Source organism: Edwardsiella ictaluri ATCC 33202, from assembly GCF_000264785.1.
GTDB classification, from domain to species: Bacteria; Pseudomonadota; Gammaproteobacteria; order Enterobacterales; family Enterobacteriaceae; genus Edwardsiella; species Edwardsiella ictaluri.
The window spans coordinates 1-24,814 of sequence record NZ_AFJI01000041.1 but is presented as its reverse complement, the minus strand read 5'-3'; the positions used below and the strand labels follow the sequence as shown (position 1 = coordinate 24,814).

The 24,814-nt window shown below is 62.0% G+C and carries 16 protein-coding genes and 2 pseudogenes; 12 read left to right on the top strand and 6 right to left on the bottom strand.

What is annotated here, in order from left to right:
• The first annotated feature begins 2 nt into the window (after nt 1-2).
• Together sbcD and EIEH_RS05155 are read left to right on the top strand one after the other, a co-directional pair.
• On the top strand, nt 3-1,235 hold the full coding sequence (gene sbcD / locus EIEH_RS05160) for an exonuclease subunit SbcD (RefSeq protein ID WP_015870562.1): 1,233 nt from the start codon (nt 3-5) through the stop codon (nt 1,233-1,235).
• Complete coding sequence (locus tag EIEH_RS05155) at nt 1,232-4,933, top strand: AAA family ATPase (RefSeq protein ID WP_015870561.1); 3,702 nt, start codon at nt 1,232-1,234, stop codon at nt 4,931-4,933. Before sbcD ends, EIEH_RS05155 begins: the two co-directional genes overlap by 4 nt.
• Nucleotides 4,934-4,945: 12 nt before the next feature.
• Here EIEH_RS05155 and EIEH_RS05150 read toward each other — a convergent pair whose 3' ends face one another.
• The 3 genes and pseudogenes from EIEH_RS05150 to mak all read right to left on the bottom strand — a co-directional run bounded on the left by EIEH_RS05150 (nt 4,946) and on the right by mak (nt 6,847).
• Nucleotides 4,946-5,293 carry a DUF1294 domain-containing protein gene (locus EIEH_RS05150; protein WP_015870560.1) on the bottom strand — a complete coding sequence of 116 codons (348 nt, stop codon included), beginning with the start codon at nt 5,291-5,293 and terminating at the stop codon, nt 4,946-4,948.
• Between the two features lie 106 nt (nt 5,294-5,399).
• Nucleotides 5,400-5,867, bottom strand: coding sequence for a GyrI-like domain-containing protein (locus EIEH_RS05145; protein WP_015870559.1), 468 nt, complete (start codon nt 5,865-5,867; stop codon nt 5,400-5,402).
• A gap of 73 nt (nt 5,868-5,940) precedes the next feature.
• Nucleotides 5,941-6,847: pseudogene (mak, locus tag EIEH_RS05140) on the bottom strand (fructokinase).
• 120 nt (nt 6,848-6,967) lie between these two features.
• On the opposite strand from mak, the gene rdgC reads away from it, so the two are divergent.
• Both rdgC and EIEH_RS05130 read left to right on the top strand, forming a co-directional pair.
• Nucleotides 6,968-7,879: a recombination-associated protein RdgC gene (rdgC, locus tag EIEH_RS05135; protein ID WP_015870558.1), complete on the top strand. Its 912-nt coding sequence runs from the start codon at nt 6,968-6,970 to the stop codon at nt 7,877-7,879.
• A 16-nt stretch (nt 7,880-7,895) separates the two neighbouring features.
• Complete coding sequence (locus tag EIEH_RS05130; RefSeq protein WP_015870557.1) at nt 7,896-8,327, top strand: NUDIX hydrolase; 432 nt, start codon at nt 7,896-7,898, stop codon at nt 8,325-8,327.
• A gap of 119 nt (nt 8,328-8,446) precedes the next feature.
• Here EIEH_RS05130 and ppnP read toward each other — a convergent pair whose 3' ends face one another.
• The gene (ppnP, locus tag EIEH_RS05125) at nt 8,447-8,734 is read right to left on the bottom strand and encodes a pyrimidine/purine nucleoside phosphorylase (protein WP_015870556.1); all 288 of its coding nucleotides are present in this window, start codon (nt 8,732-8,734) and stop codon (nt 8,447-8,449) included.
• Nucleotides 8,735-9,034: 300 nt separating this feature from the next.
• Here ppnP and EIEH_RS05120 point away from each other — a divergent pair, with 300 nt between their 5' ends.
• The 7 genes from EIEH_RS05120 (at nt 9,035) to trhP (ending at nt 21,061) form a co-directional block, all read left to right on the top strand.
• Nucleotides 9,035-10,261, top strand: coding sequence for an MdtA/MuxA family multidrug efflux RND transporter periplasmic adaptor subunit (locus EIEH_RS05120; RefSeq protein ID WP_015870554.1), 1,227 nt, complete (start codon nt 9,035-9,037; stop codon nt 10,259-10,261).
• Nucleotides 10,258-13,386, top strand: coding sequence for an MdtB/MuxB family multidrug efflux RND transporter permease subunit (locus EIEH_RS05115; RefSeq protein WP_015870553.1), 3,129 nt, complete (start codon nt 10,258-10,260; stop codon nt 13,384-13,386). The genes EIEH_RS05120 and EIEH_RS05115 overlap by 4 nt, the downstream gene beginning before the upstream one ends.
• The gene (gene mdtC, locus EIEH_RS05110) at nt 13,383-16,463 is read left to right on the top strand and encodes a multidrug efflux RND transporter permease subunit MdtC (RefSeq protein WP_015870552.1); all 3,081 of its coding nucleotides are present in this window, start codon (nt 13,383-13,385) and stop codon (nt 16,461-16,463) included. Before EIEH_RS05115 ends, mdtC begins: the two co-directional genes overlap by 4 nt.
• Before the next feature lie 319 nt (nt 16,464-16,782).
• Nucleotides 16,783-18,156 carry an envelope stress sensor histidine kinase BaeS gene (gene baeS / locus EIEH_RS05100; protein WP_015870551.1) on the top strand — a complete coding sequence of 458 codons (1,374 nt, stop codon included), beginning with the start codon at nt 16,783-16,785 and terminating at the stop codon, nt 18,154-18,156.
• Between the two features lie 123 nt (nt 18,157-18,279).
• Nucleotides 18,280-18,984 (top strand): envelope stress response regulator BaeR, encoded by a 705-nt coding sequence (gene baeR, locus EIEH_RS05095; RefSeq protein ID WP_172468379.1) that lies wholly within the window; start codon nt 18,280-18,282, stop codon nt 18,982-18,984.
• A gap of 146 nt (nt 18,985-19,130) precedes the next feature.
• Nucleotides 19,131-19,472, top strand: coding sequence for a YegP family protein (locus tag EIEH_RS05090; protein ID WP_015870549.1), 342 nt, complete (start codon nt 19,131-19,133; stop codon nt 19,470-19,472).
• A 221-nt stretch (nt 19,473-19,693) separates the two neighbouring features.
• Nucleotides 19,694-21,061 carry a prephenate-dependent tRNA uridine(34) hydroxylase TrhP gene (trhP, locus tag EIEH_RS05085; RefSeq protein ID WP_015870548.1) on the top strand — a complete coding sequence of 456 codons (1,368 nt, stop codon included), beginning with the start codon at nt 19,694-19,696 and terminating at the stop codon, nt 21,059-21,061.
• A 128-nt stretch (nt 21,062-21,189) separates the two neighbouring features.
• On the opposite strand, the gene EIEH_RS19250 is transcribed toward trhP, so the two are convergent.
• Nucleotides 21,190-21,330: a hypothetical protein gene (locus tag EIEH_RS19250; RefSeq protein ID WP_015870547.1), complete on the bottom strand. Its 141-nt coding sequence runs from the start codon at nt 21,328-21,330 to the stop codon at nt 21,190-21,192.
• 197 nt (nt 21,331-21,527) lie between these two features.
• Nucleotides 21,528-22,472, bottom strand: a complete 945-nt coding sequence (locus tag EIEH_RS05080; protein WP_015870546.1) for a LysR substrate-binding domain-containing protein — start codon at nt 22,470-22,472, stop codon at nt 21,528-21,530.
• Between the two features lie 1,118 nt (nt 22,473-23,590).
• Between EIEH_RS05080 and EIEH_RS05075 the strand changes: the two are divergent.
• Nucleotides 23,591-24,777: pseudogene (locus EIEH_RS05075) on the top strand (ISL3 family transposase).
• The last annotated feature ends 37 nt before the right edge of the window (nt 24,778-24,814 follow it).

Below are 24,814 nucleotides of genomic sequence, written 5' to 3'. Positions count from 1 at the left end.
CCATGCGTCTGATCCATACCTCCGACTGGCACCTTGGCCAGCATTTCTACGGTAAAAGCCGCGCCGATGAACACCGTGCGTTTCTCGACTGGCTGCTGCTGCAGGCCGGGCAGCAGCAGGCCGACGCCATCATCGTGGCCGGCGATCTGTTCGATACCGGAACGCCCCCCAGCTATGCCCGCGAACTGTACAACCGCTTTGTGGTGGCGCTGCAGGGGTGCGGCTGTCAGCTGATCGTCCTGGCGGGTAACCACGACTCGGTGGCGACCCTCAACGAGTCCCGCGAGCTGCTGGCCTGCCTGCATACCCAGGTGATCGCGGGCGCCCACGCCGACGATGTACCGCGGCTGCTGCGACGGCGCGACGGCAGCCCCGGCGCCATCCTGTGCGCCGTCCCCTTTCTGCGCCCGCGTGACCTGCTGCAAAGCCGCGCCGGCCAGTCCGCCGCGGAGAAACAGCTGGCGCTGCAGCAGGCCATCAGCGATCACTACCACACCCTGTACCAGCGGGCGCTGACGCTGCAGGCCTCGCTGGATCAGCCATTGCCGATCGTCGCCACTGGCCACCTGACCACCGTCGGCGCCAGCGGCTCCGAATCGGTGCGCGATATCTATATCGGCACGCTGGATGCCCTGCCGGCCAGCGCCTTTCCCCCGGCAGACTATATCGCCCTGGGACACATTCACCGCCCACAGCGGGTCGGTCACGCGGAGCATATTCGCTACAGTGGCTCCCCGATACCCCTGAGCTTTGACGAGCTGGGCAGCAGCAAAAGCGTCTGTCTGGTGACGCTGGAGTATGACTGCACGCCGCAGATCAGTCTGCTGCCCGTCCCACAAAGCCAGCCGATGCGGCTGATTAAAGGCTCACTGGCAGAAATTGGTGCGGCCATGGAGGCCTTGCGCCCACTGACGACGGATAAACCGGTCTGGCTGGACATTGAAATCGACAGCGACGGCTGGCTCAGCGAAAGCGAGCGCGCGCTACAGAAGCAGGCAGAGACGCTTCCGGTAGAGATCCTGCTGCTGCGGCGCAGTCGTGAGCAGCGCCAGCGCGCCCTGACCATGCAGGCCGGCGAGACACTGAGCGAGCTGACCCCCGACGACGTATTTAGCCGACGCCTGGCGCTGGAGCCGGAGAGCGACCCCCAGCAACAGGCGCGGGCGCAGCAGCTGTTCCAGCAGGTGCTGCAGGAGATAACGCTGGACCCTGATACAGAGGAGACGCAGGCATGAGGATCCTCAGTCTACGCTTTAAGAACATCAACTCGCTGCGCGGCGAGTGGAAAATTGACTTCAGCGCCCCCCCCTTCTGCGATAGCGGCCTGTTCGCCATTACCGGCGCCACCGGCGCGGGAAAAACCACCCTGCTGGACGCCATCTGCCTGGCGTTGTACCACCAGACCCCACGTCTGGACACCATCTCCGCCAGCCAAAATGAGCTGATGACCCGCGGCACCGCCGAATCCCTGGCCGAGGTGGAGTTTGAGGTCAAGGGGATAGGCTACCGCGCCTTTTGGAGCCAGCGGCGTGCCAACAACCGCCCCGACGGCAAGCTGCAGGCGGTACGCGCCGAGCTGGCGCGACTGGATGACGGTACGATCCTGTGCGATAAAATCAGCGATAAGCTAAAAACCATCGCCGAGCTGACCGGTCTGGACTTTGGCCGCTTTACCAAGTCGATGATGCTGTCGCAGGGGCAGTTCGCCGCGTTTCTCAACGCCGATGCGGGCAAACGCGCCGAGCTGCTGGAAGAGCTGACCGGTACCGAGATCTACGGCCGCCTCTCCGAGGCGGTCTTCGCCCGCTTTAAGCAGGCCAAGAGCGATCTGGATACACTGCGCGAACGCGCCGCCGGCGTTGAACTGCTCAGCGAGGCCCAGCGGGAGGCGCTGCAAGCCAGCCTGACCCACGCCCGGGCGCAGGAGCAGGCGCTGCGCGATCAGCTGACGCAGGCGCAGCAGCAGCAGTCCTGGCTACGACGCCAGCAGGAGCGGCGCCAGGCGCTGAGCCTGGCGCAGACGCAGGCCGCACAGGCCGAGCAGCACTGGATCGCCCTTCAGCCGCAGCTGCTGCGGCTGACCCACGCCGAACCCGCGCTGCGGCTGCGGCCGTATTACCAAAGCCTGACGCAGGCCGAGGAGGATCTGCGCCAGGCCGACGCCCAACAGCAGCTGCTGGAGGCGCGTCTACAGACGGAGGCAGCCCAGCGGGCTCCGCTGCAGCAGGCGCTACAGCAGGCCCAGCACGCCTGGCAGCAGCTGCGCCAGCACCGTGACGAAACGCAGGCGCTGATCGCCGAACAGGTACTGCCGCTGGACAATGCGCTGGGCAAACAGGAGGAGGCCGGGCAGCGGCTGTCACAGCAGTGGCAGGAGAGTCAGCGCCAGCTACAGGATCTGCAGGCGCAGCTACAGCAGCTCAGCGCTCAGCAGGCGGCCCAGCGACAGCAGCAGGCCACGCTGCAGCGGCAGCTGGACGCCGACCGGCAGCACGCCCAGTGGGGCGAACGGCTGCCGCGCTGGCAAATGCTGCTGGAGCACCACGGTGTACTCAGCGACGACGGACGACGGCTGACCGCCGAGCGGGAGCGGCTGCAGCAGGAGATACAGCTGCTGGTACAGCAGCGCGATGCACGCCAGGAGACTCTGTTTGGCCTGCAGCAGGACGAACAACGCCTGCGTCAGGCGCTGGAGACGCAGGAGGCCGAGCTGCGGGCGTGGCAGCACCGCCACCCCGCCGAACAGGTCGCGCAGGCGCGTACGACCCTGCAGCAAGGCGATGACGATCGCCAGCAGCTGATCGCACTGCAACCGCTGGCCCTGCAGGAGATGGCCCGCATACAGGCGCTGCAGGCGCGCGATGGTGCGCTGCAGCGCGAGCGGCTGATCCTGGAGCAGCAGCTCGCGGAGAAGCGGCGTCAGTACGCAGACAAGCGCCAGCACCTGCAGGATCTGGAGCAGCAGATAGCGCTGCAGATGCGACTGATCAGCCTGGAAACGGATCGCGCCAGCCTGCGCGAGGGCGAACCCTGCCCGCTGTGCGGCGCACGCGATCACCCGCTGGCGGCCAGCTACCAGCCCCCGGCGCTCAGCGACAGCCAACGGCGCCGCGATCGCCTCAGCCAGGAGGTCGAGCGCCTGGGACGGGAAGGCGGCGCGCTGAACGAGCGCGCCGCCCAAACCACGGCGCAGTGCATCCAGCTGGAAAGCGAAGCCCAACAGCTGCTGCAGACGCTGACCCAGCAGCGCGCGCGCTGGCAACAGATCTGTGACGCGCTGGGGCTAGCCCTGACGCTGGAGGATGAGACGGCCCTCGCCGACTACCTGCAGCGCTGCGCCCAACGGCGCCGCGAGCTGGACACTCTGCAGGCCCAGGGTGAGACTCTGGCACAGCGCCTGCAGCTGGCACGCGATGACCTGACCCAGGCCTGTGGGCGACTGAGCCAGGAGCAGCATGCGCAAAATCTGCTGCTGCAGACGCTGCAAACCCAGGAGACCCGCCGCGGTGAGAGTGAACACCAGCTGCAGCAACTGCAGCAGGCACAGCAGGCGCTCACCCGACAGATAGACGACGACCTGGCTGACAGCGGACTGATGGCGCCCGACGCCGCACAGAGCGAGTACTGGCTGGCGGCGCGGCGCAGCGAGTGGCAGCGTTGGCAGCAGGCGCAGGAGCAGCGCCAGTCGCTGCAGACCCAGTCGCTCAGCGTAGATCAGCAGGTACACCTGCTGCTGCAGCAGCTGACGACACAGACGCGACACCACGAGGCGCTGACGCACGAGCGCCAGACGCTGGATGAACAGCAGCTCCTGCTGCTGGCCCAGCGGCGCGCCCTGCTCGACGGCCGCCCGATCGCAGACGTTCAGGCCGAGCTGCTGCGCCAGGAGCAGGCGCTGGAGCAGCGCCAGAGCGCTGCGCTGACGGAGAGTCAGCGCTGGCAGCAGCAGTATGAGCGACTGGAGGGCGAGCTGAACGCCGCCCGCCAGCAACAGCAGACGCGGACCCAGCGCTTGCTGCCGCTGCGTCAGCGCTGGCAGTCCGCACTGGCCGATTCACCGTTTAGCGACGATGCAGCACTGCTGGCCGCGATGCTGACGGAAGAGGAGCAGCAGCAACTCACAGCGCTGCGCGACGACGCCCAGCGCCAGCGCCAGCAAAGCGTAGCCCTGCTGGAGCAGGCGCAGCAGGCCGTTGCCCAGGGAGAGGCGGCCCGCCCGCAGGAATTGCACACCGACGACGATGACCCGTGGCTGGAGCAGCGCTGTAGCGCGCTGACGCAGCAACTGCGTCAGCACAGCCTGCAGCAGGGCGAGCTGCAGCAACAGCTGCACAGCGATACCCAGCGGCGCCACAGCCAGCAGGGCTGGCTGGCCGAGATTGCCCAGCACGAACGGGCGTATCAGGACTGGAGCCACCTCAATCAGCTGATCGGTTCCAGCAGCGGCGACAAGTTCCGCAAGTTTGCCCAGGGGCTGACGCTGGACCATCTGGTCTATCTGGCCAACCGCCAGCTGATGCGCCTGCATGGGCGCTATCAGCTGCTGCGCCGGGAGGGCGACACCCTGGAGCTGGAGGTCGTCGATACCTGGCAGGCGGATGCGCGACGTGATACCCGCACCCTCTCCGGCGGCGAAAGCTTTCTGGTCAGCCTGTCTCTGGCTCTGGCGCTGTCGGATCTGGTCAGCCACAAGACCCGCATCGACTCACTGTTTCTGGATGAGGGATTTGGCACGCTGGATGCCGAAACGCTGGATACCGCGCTGGACGCGCTGGATACCCTGAACGCCAGCGGCAAAACCATCGGCGTCATCAGCCACGTCGAGGCGATGAAAGAGCGGATTCCGCTGCAGATCCGGGTGAAGAAAATCAACGGGTTGGGCTTCAGCCGACTCGACAGTCGCTATCGCATCAGCGGCGACGGGGAGCCATAAGCAGGTACAGGCCTACAGCAGCCAGCGCCCGTACAGCCAGTACCAGAGGATCAGCAGCAGCGCCAGGTTGGCCACCACCGACAGCATGAAGGCGTTGCGGAACGCCACCTTACGGGTTTTATGCTGAAACAGCGCCTGGCCGAGCAGCCCGCCCGGCCAGCCCCCGAGGACGCCGCCGAGCAGCAGCGTGTGCTCAGGGATACGCCAGCGCGAGTACAGCGCTGCCAGCTTGTCATAGCCATACATCAGCAGGGTCCACAGGTTCACCAGCGCCAGCCAGCACCACAGCGGATGGGGCGTCAGCAGGCAGAACGGCATCGCCAACGCCAATGCAGCATAGCAGATCAGAGTCTGTTTCATTTATTTGCAATAAACTGTGACAAATTAGCCATACCCGCGCCTCCCCGGCGAAAGCACCATTGCCGGAGCATATCTCCGGCGCCCCGACGACGGCGAAGGGGCATTTTCAGTTTTTTCTGACCGGCACCCCCAGCTCCAGCAACCACTCACCGCTGCCCCGTCCATCACTCAGATAGCGCTCAAAGCAGGGTCCGCCGTCCGGACGATAGCCACAGGCGGGCAGCGCCTGGTCAAACAGGGCTATCCACGGCGTGGCAAAGTCATTATCGGTGACCCGCACCTGTGCCAGCGCATACAGCCCCCCGGCCAGCGCGCCCCGACGGATCCCGTACGCCTCGCCATCCGATGGGAGCGTCACCGACGCCGTCGTCAGGGCCACGTCCGCCCGCAGCGCATCTGGCGCGACCTCGCGGGGGTTGTCATAGTACAGCGCCATCCACTGCCCCCGCAGGCCATGGCGCGCCGACCACGCCATCAGCCGCTCAAATCCCGGCCCCAACGACTGTGCAAACGGCCCCTGTACACGCAGGACAAACAGCGGCTGCGCCGCCAGACTCACGATCCTGACCTGCATAACCCTCGACTCCCCTCCCCGCGCGCCATGTCGGCGCCTCTGCCAGTATGGCAAATTTCCGGGCATCCCGCCGTTACGCGGGCCACAGCCACGCGGCGCCGCGTACCCCGCTGGCGTCGCCGTGCTGCGCCGGACGAATCGGGGTACGGCACTCACCGCCGAATACCCAGGGGGTGATCAGATCCGGCAGGGTGCGATACAGACGGCTCACGTTGCTCATGCCGCCGCCCAGCACGATCACGTCCGGATCCAGCGTGTTAATGGTCTGCGCCAGCGCACGCGCCAGACGCTGTTCATAGCGGGCGATGGCCGCCAGGGCCGCCACATCGCCCGCGTCGGCCAGCGCCATGATCCGGGCACCGTCAAGCACCGCACCGCCATGGCATCGGTAGTCGGCGCAGAATCCGCTGCCGGAGACAAAGGTTTCAATGCAGCCGTGCTTGCCACAGTAGCAGGGCGCCGTCGCTGACGCCGCCCGTTCGGCGTCATCCTGCCAGGGCAAGGGGTTATGCCCCCACTCGCCGGCGATGCCGTTACCGCCGGCGTGCACCCGGCCATCCAGCGCAATCCCCGCGCCGCAGCCAGTGCCGATAATCACGGCAAAGACTACCCGGGCACCGGCCGCCGCACCGTCGGTCGCCTCCGATACCGCCAGACAGTTTGCATCGTTGGCCAACCGCACCTCCCTTTTCAGCAGGGCAGAGAGGTCGGCGTCCAGCGTCGAGCCGTTCAGCCAGGTCGAGTTGGCATTCTTTACCCGCCCGCTAAACGGGGGACAGCGTACCGGGAATGCCGACCCCGACCGAGGCGTACTGACCGCAGTGCGCCTCGGCGTCCACCACCAGCTGGGCTATCGCCGCCAGCGTCGCCGTATAGTCATGGCGCGGAGTGGCAACCCGCCGCCGAAACAGGGTTTCCCCGCGCTCCCCCAAAGCCTGCACCTCAATCTTGGTGCCGCCCAAATCAATCCCGATACGCATCCGCCTCTCCTGTATCACTCATCCGGCGCCCATAGTAGCGGAGTTTTTCCGTGAAGAAACGGGGAGAATTCGCTATCATTGACGCTGCTAATTCCCACCTTTTTTCCGGAAAAATGCCTCATGCTCTGGTTTAAGAACCTGTTAATTTACCGTCTGAACCGTGAAATTCCGCTGGTGGCGCAAGAGATGGAGTCCCAGCTCAGCGCCATGGCATTTACCCCCTGCGGCAGTCAGGATATGTCGCGCACCGGCTGGGTTCCCCCTCTCGGTGGCGGCAGCGATGCGCTGACCCACTGCGCCAACGGGCAGATCCTGCTGTGCGCGCGCAAAGAGGAGAAGATCCTGCCGGCACCGGTGCTGAAGCAGGCGCTGCAGGCCAAAATCGAAAGGCTAGAGGGTGAGCAGCACCGCAAGCTGAAAAAAACCGAAAAAGACGCGCTGAAGGATGAGGTGCTGCACAGCCTGCTGCCGCGCGCCTTCAGCCGTTTTAACCAGACCTGGCTGTGGATCGACAGCGTCAACAATCTGATCATGCTGGACGCCGCCAGCGCCAAACGGGCGGAAGATGTGCTGGCGCTGCTGCGCAAGAGCCTGGGCTCCCTGCCCGTCGTACCGCTGACGCTGGATAAACCCATCGAGATGACCCTGACCGAATGGGTGCGTAGCGGCAACACCCCGGCGGGCTTCTGTCTGCAGGACGAAGCCGAGCTGAAGGCCATCCTGGAAGAGGGCGGCGTTATCCGCTGCAAACAGCAGGCGCTGGTGTGTGATGAGATCGCCGTGCATATCGAGGCCGGAAAGCTGGTGACCAAGCTGGCGCTGGACTGGCACGAACGCATTCAGCTGGTGCTGGCCGACGACGGTGCCATTAAACGCCTGAAGTTCTCGGAAACCCTGCGCGATCAGAATGAAGATATCGATCGTGAAGATGCCGCCCTGCGCTTTGACGCCGACTTCGCCCTGATGACCGGTGAACTGGCGGTACTGATAGATGAACTGATCACCGCTCTGGGCGGTGAGACGGCGCAGTAAGCACCGGGAGCCCACCGTGTCAGAACATGCGATGATCTACCATGCGGTATACCTGATCCTGGAGCGCGACGGCCGCTTTCTGCTGGCCCGCCGCGCCAATACCGGCTTCGCCGATGGCTGTTGGTCGCTGCCGGCCGGGCACGTCGAAGCGGGGGAGTCAGCAAGCCAGGCGATGGCGCGCGAGGCGCAGGAGGAGATCGGGCTGACACGGGATCCCGCCGCACTGCAGCATGTTTATACCCTGCACCGCCGCAGCACCGATCGCACCTATGTCGACCAGTGGTTTTATCTGGCGGACGACGACGCCGTCATCGATAACCGGGAGCCGCATAAGTGCGACGCGCTGAGCTGGTTCGCCCCCGATGCGCTGCCGCAGGAGACTCTGCCCTACGTACGCCGGGTGCTGTCGGAGTTCCGCCACGGTCACTATGGCGAGATGGGATTCTAGGGCGGGTGCCGTAACGGGCCGTGAGCGGCGCTGGCGCGCATAGGATAGGACCCAGTGGCGGGTATCGCCGTCTGGGTCAGTCGAATGGGCTGAGGGCGGAGCCCCCGCTTGTCAGATGATCAACTCAGATACTTGCACAGGTAGGCGCTGGGCTCCGCGACTTGCAGGTTGAATTCGCTGCGCTCCGGCACAAAAAAGGTCTCTCCCGGAGTAAACACCTGCCAGTCCGGGGCACCGGGGATCAGCACGCGCAGCGCGCCGGTCACCACCGTCATCTCCTCCGGCCGATCCGTGGTAAAGGTATACTCGCCCTTTTCCATCACTCCCACGCTGGCGCGGCCGATACTGCCGCTGTCATAGCCAATCGACTTCACTTTCCCTGCAAAATACTCATTAACATTCAGCATAGTGTGGCCTCTTTAACGTGAGTGGTCGTCTCATCTTGGTCAAAAAAACGGGGGCTGTCACGCGCCGTTTCTCCAGGGTGCGATCGCCAGCGCGGGCGCGCGCGACGATCGGCCAAAAAAGCACCGATGCGCGGCAATTTTCCATTGTGGCGCGCGATTTTCATATTTCCTCCATTTTGCCTCCACCTCAAAAGGCTACAATACACATACGCCTGATGCGGGGTTGCGCCCAACTCCCCGGTCAGCCTCTTTTCATCATGGATACCGCCCCTCGGGCACCTGCAGGAGAATTACCGTCACATGAGCCTCCTATCCGCACTCTCTTCCCGACGCGCCAGACTCTGCGGGCTGCTGATTATCCTGCTCCTACTGGGCGCGGTCGCCTGGCAGGGCTTTTCTGCAGCCCCCCCCTCTGGAGCAAGTGGAAGCCCGGCACGCCAGAGCGGTGCCAAGCCGGGGCGCGGCATGACACAGGCCATCCCCGTGCAGGCGGCGGCCGTACGCCGCGCCGAGCAGGACAGCTACCTCAGCGGGCTGGGCACCGTCACCGCTTCCAATACCGTGACCGTGCGCAGCCGGGTCGATGGCCAGCTGATGAAGCTGCACTTCAGCGAGGGAGAGCAGGTAAAGGCCGGCGATCTGCTGGCCGAAATCGACCCACGCCCGTTCCTGATCCAGCTGCAGCAGGCTCAGGGGGCGCTGGCGCGCGATACGGCACTGCTGGACAATGCCCGGCGCGATCTGGCGCGCTATCAGCGTCTCGCCAAAGATAATTTGGTCTCACGCCAGGAGCTGGATACCCAGGCTTCGCTGGTCACCCAGACACAGGCCAGTCTGGTCAGCGATCGCGCCAACGTGGACAACGCCCAGCTACAGCTGGACTACAGCCGTATCCGGGCACCGGGCGATGGTCGCGCCGGCCTCCGTCAGGTCGATGAAGGCAACTATATCAGCAGCGCGGATACCAATGGCTTGGTGGTGCTGACCCAAACCCACCCCATCGACGTGCTGTTCACCCTGCCGGAGGGGGATATTCCCCGCCTGCAACAGGCGCTGCAGCATCAGGGAACACTGGTTGCCGAAGCCTGGGATCGCAGCGATCGCCAGCGCCTGGCGACGGGCCATCTGCTCAGCCTGGACAACCAGATAGACACTGCGACCGGGACCCTGAAGATCAAGGCCCGCTTCGAGAATCAGGACGATCGTCTGTTCCCCAACCAGTTCGTCAACCTGCGCCTGCAGGTCGCCAGCCAGATGCCGGTGCTGCTGATTCCTGCAGCGGCGGTGCAGACCGGTCGCGAGGGGCGCTTTGTCTGGGTAGTCGACGCCGGGAACCGGGTGCATAAGCGCAGCCTCAGCGTCGGCGCACGCGACGGAGAGAGTCTGGTGGTGCTGCAGGGGGTCGATGAGGGTGAAAAGGTGGTCACCGACGGTATCGACCGGCTCACAGAAGACGCCCGGGTCGATATCATCGCCGCGCGCCGCCCTGGCGCCGCGGCAGACCAAGAGGATACCCAACAACCATGAGCCAGACGCCCTCTTCCCCCGTTGCGCACGGCGGTGGCCCCTCGCGTCTGTTTATTCTTCGCCCGGTCGCCACAACCCTGCTGATGATCGCCATACTGCTGGCCGGTCTGGTCGCCTACCGCGCCCTGCCGGTGTCGGCACTACCGCAGGTCGACTACCCGACCATTCAGGTGGTCACCCTGTATCCCGGCGCCAGCCCCGACGTAACCGCCTCGGCAATCACCGCCCCGCTGGAGCGCCAGTTCGGCCAGATGTCCGGCCTGCAGCAGATGTCGTCACAGAGCAGCGGCGGCGCATCGGTGATCACGCTGCAGTTCCAGTTGTCGCTGGCGCTGGACGTCGCGGAGCAAGAGGTGCAGGCGGCGATCAACGCCGCAACCAATCTGCTGCCAAACGATCTCCCCTACCCGCCGATCTACAGTAAGGTCAACCCTGCCGATCCGCCGATCCTGACGCTGGCGGTGGTCTCCGATGCCCTCAGCCTGCCGCAGGTCGAAGATCTGGTGGAGACGCGAATATCCCAGAAGATCGCACAGGTCGGCGGCGTTGGGCTGGTTACCCTGGCCGGCGGCCAGCGCCCGGCAGTGCGCATCAGCCTGAACGGCGCCGCCACCGCGGCCTATGGCCTCAGCAGCGAGGCTGTCCGCAGCGCTATCGCCAGCGCCAACGTAAACTCTCCCAAGGGGAGCCTGGACGGGCCAACCCGAGCCATCACCCTGAACGCCAACGATCAGCTGAGGTCGGCACAGGAGTACCAACATCTGATCGTCGCCTACCGTAACGGCGCGCCGGTCTACCTGCGCGATATCGCCAGCGTCGAGCAAGGGGCGGAAAACACTCAGCTGGCCGCCTGGGCCAATAATCATCCGGCCATCGTCATCAACGTACAGCGCCAGCCCGGTGCCAACGTCATCGCCACCGCCGATGCCGTGCTGGCCCAGCTGCCGCAGCTGCGCGAAAGCCTGCCCGCCTCGGTCAGCATCAGCGTCCTGAACGACCGCACCCAGACCATTCGCGCCTCCGTCAGCGACACTCTCCACGAACTGTTACTGGCCGTCGCGCTGGTGGTGATGGTGATCTACCTGTTCCTGCGTAACCTGCCCGCAACCCTGATCCCCGGCGTCGCCGTGCCGCTGTCGCTGATCGGCACCTTCGCCGCAATGTATTTTCTGGGGTTTTCGATCAATAACCTGACGCTGATGGCGTTGACCATCGCCACCGGCTTCGTGGTGGACGACGCCATCGTGGTGATCGAAAACATCGAGCGTCATCTGGAGAACGGCGATCCTCCCCTGCGCGCCGCCCTGAAAGGCGCCGGTGAAATCGGCTTCACCATTATCTCGCTGACCTTCTCCCTGATCGCCGTACTGATCCCGCTGCTGTTTATGGGCGATATTATCGGTCGACTGTTCCGCGAATTCGCCGTCACGCTGGCGGTCGCGATCCTGATCTCCGCCGTCGTCTCCCTGACCCTGACGCCGATGATGTGCGCCCGTCTGCTGAGCCAGGAGAGCCTGCGGCGTCAGAATCGCTTCTCACTGGCCTGCGAGCGGCAGTTCCAGCGCCTGATCGCGGGCTATGGCCGCGCGCTGCGCCTGGCCCTACGCCATCCGCGGCTCACCTTGGGCGTCGCCGTCGCCACCCTGATGCTGACGGTGCTGCTCTACCTCATCATTCCCAAGGGATTCTTCCCGCAGCAGGATAACAGCCTGATCCAGGGCACGGTGTACGCCCCACAATCGATCTCCTTCAGTGCCATGGCCGAGCGCCAGCGTCAGCTGAGCGAAGCATTACTGCGCGATCCGGACGTGGCCAGCGTCAGCGCCTTTGTTGGCGTCGACGGCGTCAATCCGGCCCTCAACAGCGGGCGGCTGCAGATCGTCTTAAAACCGCTGGCTGACCGCCGCGATCGCATCGATCGCATCATCCCCCGCCTGCAGGCGCTGGCGGCCCGGGTCGGCGGCATCTCGCTGTATCTGCAGCCGGTACAGGACATGACCATCGATACCCTGCCGGGCCGCGCGCGCTATCCCTTCACCCTGCAGGCCATGTCGCTGGATGAGCTACAGACCTGGGTGCCGCGCCTGCAGGCGCGGCTGGCCCGGTCACCGATGCTGAAAGAGGTGAACAGCGACTGGCAGGATCAGGGATTGGTGGCATACGTCAACGTCAACCGCGACAGCGCCAGCCGCCTTGGTATCGCGATGCAGGACGTTGACAATGCCCTGTATAACGCCTTTGGCCAGCGCCTGATCTCCACCATCTATACCCAGTCCAACCAGTACCGGGTGGTACTGGAGCAGGCGCGCGCCCATCAGGATGGCCTGACGGCGCTGCAGCGCATCTACCTGACCGCCGCCGACGGCAGCGCCATTCCGCTGGCCAGCATCGCTACCGTTGAGCAACGCCACGGCATGCTGGCGATAAACCACCTCGACCAGTTTCCCTCGGCGACCCTCTCCTTCAACGTCCCCGACGGCTACACGCTGGAGCAGGCCATCGCCGAAATCGACGCTGCCCGGCGCGCCATCGGGATGCCAGCCAACATGACGCTGCACTTCCAGGGCGCGGCCCTGGCGTTCCAGAGCGCGCTGGACAGCACCCTGTGGCTGATCCTGGCGGCCATCGTGGCGATGTATATCGTGCTGGGGATCCTGTATGAAAGCTTTATTCACCCGATCACCATTCTCTCGACCCTGCCGTCGGCCGGGGTCGGCGCCCTGCTGGCGCTGATGTTAAGTGGACAGGCGCTGGATGTGATCGCCATCATCGGTATCATCCTGCTGATCGGCATCGTAAAGAAGAACGCCATCATGATGATCGACTTCGCCCTGGCGGCGGAGCGCACGCAGGGCATGACACCGCACGACGCCATCTATCAGGCCTGCCTGCTGCGTTTTCGTCCGATTTTGATGACCACCCTGGCCGCCCTGCTGGGCGCCCTGCCGCTGATGTTCAGCCAGGGAGTCGGAGCGGAGCTGCGTCAACCCTTGGGGATCTGTATGGTCGGCGGGCTGATCGTCAGCCAGATCCTGACCCTGTTCACCACCCCGGTCATCTACCTGGCCTTCGATCGGCTGGCGCGTAACACCCACCGCCCGGCACAGGGAGTCCCTGCGCGATGAGCGGCTTCGCCCTGTTTATCAACCGCCCGGTGGCCACCAGCCTGCTGGCGCTGGCGATCACCCTGGTGGGACTGCTCGGCCTACGCCTGCTGCCGGTCGCGCCGCTGCCACAGGTGGATTTTCCGGTGATCATGGTCAGTGCCTCCCTGCCGGGCGCCTCGGCAGAGACCATGGCCGCCTCGGTCGCGATGCCGCTGGAGCGGGCGCTGGGACGCATCGCCGGGGTCAATGAGATGACCTCCAGCAGCAGTCTGGGCACAACCCGCATCATTTTACAGTTCAATCTCGACAGGAATATCGACGGCGCGGCGCGCGATGTTCAGGCCGCGCTGAACGCCGCCCAGAGTCTGCTGCCCTCCGGCATGCCGTCACGCCCCAGCTACCGCAAGGCCAACCCTTCCGACGCACCCATCGCGATCCTGACGCTGACCTCGGCGCAGTATAGCCAGGGGGATCTCTACGATCTGGCCTCCACCCGTCTGGCGCAGAAAATCGCCCAAATCAACGGCGTCGGCGATGTTTCGGTCAGCGGTAGCTCCCTGCCCGCGGTGCGCATCGATCTCAATCCCGACGCCCTGTTCAATCAGGGAACCTCGCTGGATACGGTGCGTCAGGCCATCGCCAGCGCCAACGTCCGCCGCCCGCTGGGCGCTGTCGCCGATGACGGGCGCCGCTGGCAGGTGCAGAGCAACGATGCGCTGATGACAGCACAGGAGTACCGCCCGCTGATCATCCGCTACCGCGACGGCGCGCCGCTCAGGCTGCAGGATGTCGCCCGGATCAGCGACGGCGTTGAGGATGTCCGCAACGCCGGGATGAGCAACGGCCAGCCGGCGATCCTCATCATGATCCGCCGCAGTGCCGATGCCAATATCATTGAAACCGTCGATCGGCTGCGCAGCGATCTCCCGGCGCTGCAAGCGCTGCTTCCCGGTGGGGTCTCCCTGGATATCGCCCAGGATCGAACCCCGACCATCCGCGCCTCCCTGCGCGAGGTCGAACAGTCGCTGGCTATCGCCATCGCCCTGGTGATCCTGGTGGTGTTCCTGTTTCTGCGCTCCGCCCGCGCCACGCTGATCCCGGCAGTCACGGTGCCGGTTTCGCTTATCGGTACCTGTGCCGCCATCTATCTGTGTGGCTTTAGTCTGAACAACCTGTCGCTGATGGCCCTGACCATCGCCAGCGGGTTCGTGGTGGATGACGCCATCGTGGTCCTGGAAAACATCGCCCGCCACATTGAGGATGGCCTCAGCCCCCACCGCGCTGCGCTGGCCGGCGTACGTGAGGTGGGCTTTACCGTCTTCTCCATCAGTCTGTCGCTGGCCGCCGTCTTTATTCCGCTGCTGTTTATGGGCGGCATTCCCGGACGCCTGTTTCATGAGTTCGCCATCACGCTGTCGGCCTCCATCGCCATCTCACTGCTGATCGCGCTGACCCTGACGCCGATGATGTGCGCCCGCCTGCTGCGTCCGCGCCACACCGACGGCGGGATGCGTCCGACGGCCCTACGCCGCCTGTCAGCGCTGCTGCAGCGGGGTTATGCCCTCTCCCTGAACTGGACGCTGGATCACGCCCGCTGGGTCTTGCTGACGCTGCTGGCGGTGATCGGGTTAAACATCTGGCTATATATCAGCATTCCCAAGACCTTCTTCCCCCAGCAGGATACCGGGCGGTTGATGGGCTTTATTCAGGCCGATCAGAGCATCTCGTTTCAGGCCATGCGCGGTAAGCTGCAGGACTTTATGCACATTGTGCGGGCCGATCCCGATGTAGACAACGTCACCGGCTTCACCGGCGGCACCCGTGTCAACAGCGGGATGATGTTTATCGCCCTTAAGCCGCTGGGAGAGCGGAAACAGGATGCCCAACAGGTCATCGCCCGTCTACGTACCAGGCTGTCCCATGAACCGGGCGCGAACCTGTTTCTGATGGCGGTACAGGATATCCGGGCGGGCGGGCGCCAGGGCAACGCCAGCTATCAGTACACCCTGTTGTCGGACGATCTCGCCGTCCTGCGCCACTGGGAGCCACAGGTACGCAAGGCGCTCGCCGCCCTGCCCCAGCTAACCGATGTCAGCACCGATCAGCAGGACAAAGGGACAGAGATGCTGCTGACCTACGATCGCCCGGCCATGGCGCGGCTGGGGATCAAGGTCAGCGAGGTCAACACGCTGCTGAGCAATGCCTTTGGTCAACGCCAAATCTCCACCCTCTACCAGCCGCTTAACCAATACCACGTGGTGATGGAGGTCGACCCGCGCTATGCCCAGGATGAGCGGGCGCTGGATAAGATGTTTATCATCAATCAGGCCGGGCAGCCGATCCCGCTGTCCGGGTTCGCCAGCTGGCTGCCGGCCAACGCGCCACTGTCAGTTAACCACCAGGGGCTGAGTGCCGCGGCCACCATCTCCTTCAATCTGCCGCCGGGCGGCTCGCTTTCCGATGCCAGCGACGCCATTGCGCACGCCATGACCGCCCTGGGCACCCCGCCCTCTCTGCGCGGCACCTTTGCCGGGACCGCCCTGCTGTTTCAGCAGGCGCAAAGCAGCCAGCTGCTCCTGATCCTGGCTGCCATCGCCACGGTCTATATCGTGCTGGGCATTCTGTATGAAAGCTATATCCATCCGCTGACCATCCTGTCGACCCTGCCGTCGGCCGGGGTCGGCGCCCTGCTGGCGCTGATGCTGTTCAACGCGCCCTTTAGCCTGATCGCGCTGATCGGCATCATGCTGCTGATCGGACTGGTAAAAAAGAATGCCATTTTGTTGGTTGACTTTGCCCTGACGGCAGAGCGTGAGCAGCACCTGAGCGCCCGCGACGCTATCTATCAGGCCTGCCTGCTGCGCTTTCGCCCGATTCTGATGACCACGCTGGCCGCCCTGTTCGGCGCGCTGCCGCTGGCTTTCAGCTACGGCGACGGCGCCGAGCTGCGTCAGCCGCTGGGTATCACCATTGTTGGCGGCCTGCTGGTCAGCCAGATCCTGACGCTGTATACCACCCCGGTGGTCTACCTGTATATGGAGAAGCTGCGTGCCCGATTCAGTCGGCAGAAAGCCCTGCCGCCGCTGGCGTACTGAGCCCACAAAGGCGGGTCGCGATGCCTGAGCGCCGCATATCTGCCCGTGGACGGCAGACCCGCGCGGCCACCGACGGGGCTCGGCACACGGCCGGTGATCGCCCGGCGGCCGGGGTGTCCTGCGGTCAGCCCCACCGGGGGCAGGGGGCAGCCCGGATGATGGGCGCCCTCCACGCCGCAGGCGCACCGATCGTCCTGCGCGCCTTTATCTTGGTCTATCGGGTTACCACCGTTATTATCGCCTGGCCCACGCCGCTTTTGGCCCCGGCGGCAAACGGCCATCGGCGCCGATACCACCGATGTCCCCCTAAGGAGAAATCATGAGACTGGGTATTTCCGCCAAACTCTTTCTGGCCATCCTGTCCACCTGCATTCTGGTGCTGATCATCATGCACTGGGGGGTGCGCGTCAGCTTTGAGCGCGGCTTTATCGACTATATCCGTCACGGCAATGAGCAGCGGGTGCAGCTGATGGCCAGCGAACTGGAGACCCTGTACGCCCGCGAAGGAAACTGGAGCTTTTTGCGCCACAATGAGCGGATGATCTTTAGAATCATGCGCGATATCGAACAGAGCAGCAATCTGCACGGCAGCCTGCCCCCCCACGGCTGGCGCACGCCGTTTTGGGTCATTGATGCCAACGGACGGCGCCTGGTCGGCCCGCAGGGAAGCCTGCCGAACGACGGTATCCGCAGTGCGATACGCTATCAGGGGCGCGACGTCGGCTGGGTGCTGACGACCCCGCCCGAACGCCTGACGCGCAATACCGATATCAACTTTGATCGCCAGCAGCGCCGCACCAGCTGGTTTATCGTCGCCCTGGCGACCCTGCTGGCGGCGGCAGTGACCCTGCTGCTATCACGCGGCATGCTGGCGCCGGTCAAACGGCTAATCGACGCCATGCACCAGCTGGCCGCCGGTAATTTTGCCACCCGCGTCGACGTCAGCAGCCGCGACGAACTGGGTCGACTGGCGCAGGACTTCAATCAGCTGGCCACTACGCTGGAGCGCAACGAACAGATCCGCCGGGCGCTGATGGCCGACGTCTCCCACGAACTGCGTACGCCACTGGCGGTGCTGCGCGGAGAGCTGGAGGCGCTGCAGGATGGGGTGCGACGCCTCACCCCCGACTCACTGACCTCGCTGCAGGCAGAGGTCAGCACCCTGACCAAGCTGGTCAACGATCTGCACCAGCTGTCGCTCTCCGACGCCGGCGCCCTGGCCTACCGTAAAAGCCCCATCGAGGTGAGCGCTCTGGTGCAGGCCGCCGCCGGCGCGTTTCGCGATCGGCTGGCCGCCAAAGGGATCCGTCTGACCCTGCGGCTGCCGCACGAGGCCCGGGTGTTCGGCGATCCCGACCGTCTGCTGCAGATGTTTAACAACCTGCTGGAAAATAGTCTACGCTACACCGACAGCGGCGGCGAACTGCAGATCGTGGGGCAGAAGAGTAGCGATACGCTGACGCTATGCTGGCAGGACAGCGCGCCGGGAGTCAGTACAGAGCAGCTGCAGCATATCTTTGAGCGCTTTTACCGCACGGAGGGCTCACGCAGCCGCTCCAGCGGGGGATCGGGGCTCGGGCTGTCCATCTGCCAGAATATCGTCGCTGCCCACGGCGGCCGCCTGAGCGCCAGCCACTCGCCACTGGGTGGCGTCGCGATGACCGTAACCCTGCCGCTGGAGGCGCCACCGTAAAAGCCGTGCGGCCACCGTCGGCGCCGCGATGTCCCCGCCCGGTGCGCCAGCGCCGTTCAAGCCTTAACCTGATGATGCCTAACCGGGAGTAGAACGATGAATATGCTTGCCACCACCCCGCTGATGCCCGAGCCGCAGGGTGCACGCGTCCTGATCGTTGAAGATGAGCCCAAGCTGGGTCAGCTACTGATCGACTATCTGATCGCCGCCGGTTATCGCCCCCATTGGCTGAGCCGGGGCGATGAGGTGCTGCCCTACCTGCAGGAGCATCTCTGCAATTTGATTTTGCTGGATCTGATGCTGCCTGGCGTCGACGGCCTGACGCTATGTCGCGAGATCCGACGCACCTCTGAGGTGCCGATCGTAATGGTCACCGCCAAGATCGAAGAGATAGATCGCCTGCTGGGGCTGGAGATCGGCGCCGATGACTATATTTGCAAGCCCTATAGCCCGCGCGAGGTGGTCGCCCGGGTAAAAACGATTCTGCGCCGCTGTATGCTACAGGATACCCTGTCAGAGCCGACGCCGTTGCTCATCGACGAAAGCCGTTTTCAGGCCAGCTACCGCCAGCAGCTACTGGATCTGACCCAGGCAGAGTTCCGTCTGCTGAAGACCCTGGCAACCCAGCCGGGCTGCGTGTTCTCCCGCGAACAGCTGCTCAACCACCTGTATGACGACTACCGGGTGGTCACCGATCGCACCGTCGACAGCCACATCAAAAATCTGCGGCGCAAGCTTGAGCCTGTCGAGGGCGACGAGCCACTCATCCGCTCGGTGTATGGCGTCGGTTACCGCTGGGAGGGGGCCCCCTGCCGCATCATCACCTGAAGCCTCTCCCGCCGTGGCGATACGTACCATTTCAGCACTCACGCCGATGGACGCTATACTACTCTTGGGCAGTATCCCGCCATAATCCGCCATTCGCCACATGGCGATGGCGGATTCGTTATCGTAACACAGGCAAGGAGATACCCATGACAATGGGCTATTACGAGATCAAACGCACTCTCAACGGGCGGTTTCATTTCAACCTCAAGGCCAGTAACGGCGAGGTGATCCTCAGCAGTGAAATGTATGCCTCCCACGCCTCGGTCGAAAACGGCATTCTCTGCGTGCAGAGCAACGCCGCCGAAGAGACACAATATGAGCTGTGCGGTGAGGGAGAACAACCTTACTTTTTGCTCAAGGCCAAGAACCATCAGGTGATCGGTCACAGCGAGCACTACAGTTCCGAAAGCGCCGCCCGTAAAGGGATCCAGTCCGTTAAAAAAAATGCCCAGACCCGCGATATCCGCGATCTGAGTCACGGGCAGTGACGGGAGCTCACGCCAGCGCTTTTCTGCCGGGGGCGGCGCAGCATCGACAAGGCTCCGTGCCGACGGGGCCTTGATTGTACTGCCCGCACCAACTCTCTATAATGCCCGCCTTTACTGCAAGCCCCTAGGGGCCCCTCACCGCACGTGACGCCAGCGCTCACGTCCGATGAGATATACCCTGCGCTGCAGCCTGACCTGTGATCAGAACAAGAGAGCCATCTATGTTTACTCCGGAATTACTGTCCCCGGCCGGTTCGCTGAAAAACATGCGTTACGCCTTTGCCTATGGCGCTGACGCGGTTTACGCTGGCCAGCCGCGCTATAGCCTGCGCGTACGCAACAACGAGTTCAACCATGAAAACCTGGCACTGGGTATTCAGGAAGCCCATACGCTGGGCAAAAAGTTCTACGTGGTAGTCAATATTGCGCCGCACAACGCGAAGCTGAAAACCTTTCTGCGCGATCTCAAACCGGTCATCGATATGGGGCCGGATGCCCTGATCATGTCCGACCCTGGTCTGATCTCGATGGTGCGTGAAGCGTTTCCGCAGATGGACATTCATCTGTCGGTACAGGCTAATGCAGTCAACTGGGCAACGGTAAAATTCTGGCAGCAGATGGGGCTGACCCGCGTGATCCTGTCGCGCGAGCTGTCACTGGAGGAGATTACCGAAATCCGCGCACAGGTGCCGCAGATGGAGCTGGAGGTGTTCGTCCACGGCGCGCTGTGCATGGCCTATTCCGGACGCTGCCTGCTGTCAGGCTATATCAATAAGCGCGATCCCAACCAGGGCACCTGCACCAACGCCTGCCGCTGGGAATACAAGGTGCAGGAAGGCAAAGAGGACGAGGTCGGCAATATTGTACATCAGCACCAGCCGATCCCGGTGCAGCAGGTGGAACCCACCCTGGGCATCGGCGCGCCGACCGAGCGGGTCTTCATGCTGGAGGAGAGCATGCGTCCAGGCGAGTATATGAGCGCCTTTGAGGACGAGCACGGCACCTACATTATGAATTCAAAAGATCTGCGCGCCATCCAGCACGTGGGGCGTCTAACGGAGATGGGGGTGCACTCGCTGAAAATTGAGGGGCGCACCAAGTCGTTTTACTACTGCGCCCGCACGGCGCAGGTTTACCGAAAAGCGATCGATGACGCGGTGGCCGGCAAGCATTTCGATCCCAGCCTGCTGACCACCCTGGAGTCGCTGGCGCACCGCGGCTATACCGAGGGTTTCCTGCGTCGCCACGTACACGAAGATCAGCAGAATTACGACTATGGCTACTCCGTCTCCGAGCGCCAGCAGTTTGTCGGCGAGCTCAGCGGCGAACGCCGCGATGGCTATGCTGAAGTGCTGGTGAAAAACAAATTTTCCCGCGGTGACAGTCTGGAGCTGATGACGCCGCAGGGCAATATTCAGTTCACCCTGGACGATCTGCGCGACAGACAGGGCCAGCCGACCGACGTCGCGCCGGGCAACGGACATACTGTCTATATTCCGCTACCGGCGGAGATCGATCTGGCCTATGCCCTGCTCATGCGTAACCTACAGGTTACGGGCGCCAGCACCCGTAACCCTCACGTCCAATAATGTTCAGCCCTCAGCCGGAATCATTCCGGCTTTTTTTATTTTTTTGATAATACCCGATGACGATCACACTAAAGTAACCTCTTCATGGTTATTATTGTCAAACAAAAAGCAATAACGAAACAGCAATACTAGGAACCACCTCCTTGCCGGCCCAATCTCCCTTGGGCTGGTTTTCTTTTTTTAAAAGAATAAACATCACCTGGAAATTCAATCACAACCTGCTGATTTTTAATCGAAACATTTAAAGACAACGCCAGAATGATGAACATTATATTTTCTTTACTCCATGACGAAATATATTCATCAGTATTTCACATTTATCAAATCAAAAAGACACTCACTACTAATTACTTATTTATCCCACAACGCAGAAATAATCAGGAATAACTGAATCCGTTCAGCTAAAAATAGGCCTGCGGGGCAGGCTCCTCATCACGGGCTGGCACCGCGAGAGGAACGTGTCGGCTCATGCCGTCAGCGGCACCATGCCCCCCAGGGAGACGGTGTCCATCAGCACGTCAAGCAGATTACGGAACTCGGGGTTGCGCAGGGAAAGCTTGTTATAGGTAAGATAGAGTGAGATCGGCGGGATCGCAAATGCCGTCTCCACCACCCGCAGTTTAAAGGATGCACCGTAGCGCAGTGCGACCTCCCGCGGCAAAACCGTCAGCAGATCGCTGTGGCTGACCACCCCCAGAATCGAGATAAAGGAGTCCGAGCGCAGTACCACCCGACCACCGTGCAAAAATGCAAAGCGATCCCCGTCGCTATGGGCGCGCTGCAGGATCACAAACCGCTCTCCGCTCAGTTGAACCTCGCTGCACGCCTCCCCGAGGCGCGGATGCCCATCGCGGCATACCAGCGCCAGTGGTTCGTTCGCAAACGGCAGGCAGTGCACCGCATGCGCCGTCACCGGCGTCGTGCTGAACACCACGTCGGCCTTGCGAAAATTCAGCAGCTGCTCAGCAATGGTATGCGGATGATAATCCGCATACTCACTGTAGTGCAGCAGCTCATATCCGACGCCAAGACGCTCAAGGGCGCTCACGGCAGCGGGCAGCACCTGTAGCGCCACGCAGCAGGGGGCGAAAACGACAAACTTGCGACGCTGCTTGGCGGAAAGCGTCGCATTGAGGGTATTTTCAATCAGCGACAGCCCCTGGGCGATCTGATCATGCAGGCAAACGCCCAGCGCCGTTGGTGAAATCCCCTTGCCTGCGCGGATAAATAGCGGATCGTCAAAGTGCTGACGCAGCTTTTGCAGTGACTGACTCACCGCCGATGGCGTGGTGCCCATCGCCGCCGCCGCGCGGCTAACACTATTGTGTAAAAACACCATCTCAAATACAGTCAGCAGATTGAGATCGAACCCCTTTAAATGCAATAAATTACTGTGATTAGAACGCTCCATATAAATACACCATCCTTATGTTTTAAGCGATTTTATTCATATTAACCATTTCAGGACAGCTTATACATTCACACTAATAACTCAATAGGTGTAGTTATCACCGTGAGATCAATTGTATCCGTCTCGTTAAAATAGTATCGACATGCATGCACAGTGTATATGTATCACACATAATTTATTTTATGAATACATTCTATAGAGAACAGACTAACTTATCTGCACGCAATAGTGCGTACGGGTAGCAGAGCGCGGCGTGAATTAGGCAATAAATTAAGATAATTCCAATGCATCTGGCAGTTGAGAATAGCCCGTCCCCCTTTTTGCGGAAGGTACGTCGTACAGCCCGAACTGAGATAAGCTGTGACCAGCGACTGATGTCCTCGCACGTCGATTAACATACCTGATGCGTTATTTTTACGGATAAATCCTATAATAAGTAGGCGATATGGTTAAAATGCAGAGCAGCAGTACAAACGTAAAAATCAGCTATTTTGATAAAAATAAAGTGCTGCCACACTATGAATCCGTTAAAAATACCGACGCCTTTTTACCCGCAATGGAAAGAGGCATACCAGAATCATCCCATCAAAGCCATACAGCAAGGCTTATGTTATAATTTCGACGTAAAGAGGAATACAGCATCACACTAATGGCATCCACAAATGAATATTACCAGATTACCGTCTCCCGCCATTTATCCTTAGAACCTATCCCAGAAGGGATATATTGTTGCAGCCAGTTTGGTCACGGACAGCGCGCAACAACCGGAGCGGACGCAGCACGTGAGGATTGTGAGCACGGCCCAGGGAAAAAATGGCAAATCAAATAGCCTAACGGGATAGGTTCTAAAACTCCCCGTAGCCATCGTCGTGCTCCTGCCATCTCATATCTCTACCGATAGGGTGCGCCGACACCGTGGCTCACGATGGGACGGAGGAAGATAAGACTGCGCGGCGGTAAGGTAAATGGGCTTTTTACGGCTCGTCACTACTGGTAGAGATTTGCGCATGCAAAAAAGGTTCATCGCAGATTAGCGTGAACTAATAGAAAATGGCAGTAAGAACGTTTAGGTTTGTCTTCGCCAAAAAACACCCCAAACGTCCAAAACTGCCGTCACCATGAATGCTAACCTGACTTCGCTTTTCTGGAAAGGATTCAGCATCATATGCTACTCTGAAATCGCCCCTGATACTCTGCTAATTCGTCTTGAACACCTGCCTTCACACCCTGCCTGTTGTCGACGCTGTAACCGGGAGGCCTGCGGGATACACGATACCTCCCTGCGCCGTATCAGAGTGCGGGAGTGACTTCACTGGAAGGTCTGGTTGGATGTTCCTGTTCGTCGTTTACGCTGTCCGCTCTGTGGCATCACAACCGAAAAAATCGATTGGCTACCTGCGATACCACCGCGTTAGCCACTTGGGTTGAGTCGCGGGTTCGTTTGCTTCCTATTAAGCACGTAGCCAGACTGATCGGGCTGCACTGGCATACTGTAAACAACATCGATTACCGGCGTATGCAGCGGGAAGGTCGCGAACCGCAACGACATTCACTCCGCCGTCTCATGATAGATGAGTTCGCCCTATTTAAGGGACACCGTTACGCGACTGTGGTAGCCGATGCCGCGATACACAGCAGGTGCTGTGGGTGGGAGAAGGGCGAAGCCGGGCAGTTCTCCGCCCCTTCTTCACCCGGCTGGGACCGGAAGGGTATGCCGCCATTGAATCGGTGGCGAGGGAGATGAATACCGCCTTCGATCTGGAGTTCAGGGAGCACTGTCCGCAGGCACGGGGGTCTATGATCTGTTCCACGTGGTGGCGAAGTTCGGCCGTGAGGTCATTGACCGTGTGAGGGGCGACCAAGCGAACCAGTGACGAAGTGACCCGAAAGCCCGGCAGGTCATCAAACGCAGCCGCTGGCTGTTGTTGCGCAATCAGGAGAACCAGCCGGAAGGGCATGAAGTAACGCTGTCAGAGTTGCTGGAGGCCCACCGGCCGTTAAATACGGTCTATGTCATGAGGACGGCCCAGAAAGAGCTGTGGTATGCCCCGGATGAGCAGGAAGCAAGACAGCGCTGGAGTGAATGGTACAGGCAATCACAGGAAAGCGGCATAAAGGTGCCAAAACAGTTCGCTGACAAGCTGAAAGGGTATGTAAGCGGGATTATAGCCAGCGCGCAGCATCATCTGAATACGAAGGGATGAATAATAAAATTAAGGTAATACAGCGTATGGCTTATGGATACCGGGACAACGACGACTTCTTCCTGAAGATAAAAGCAGCGTTCCCCGGTAAAGCGCGATGAACCAAAAAAAGCCCGGCCCATGGCCAGGCATTTATGA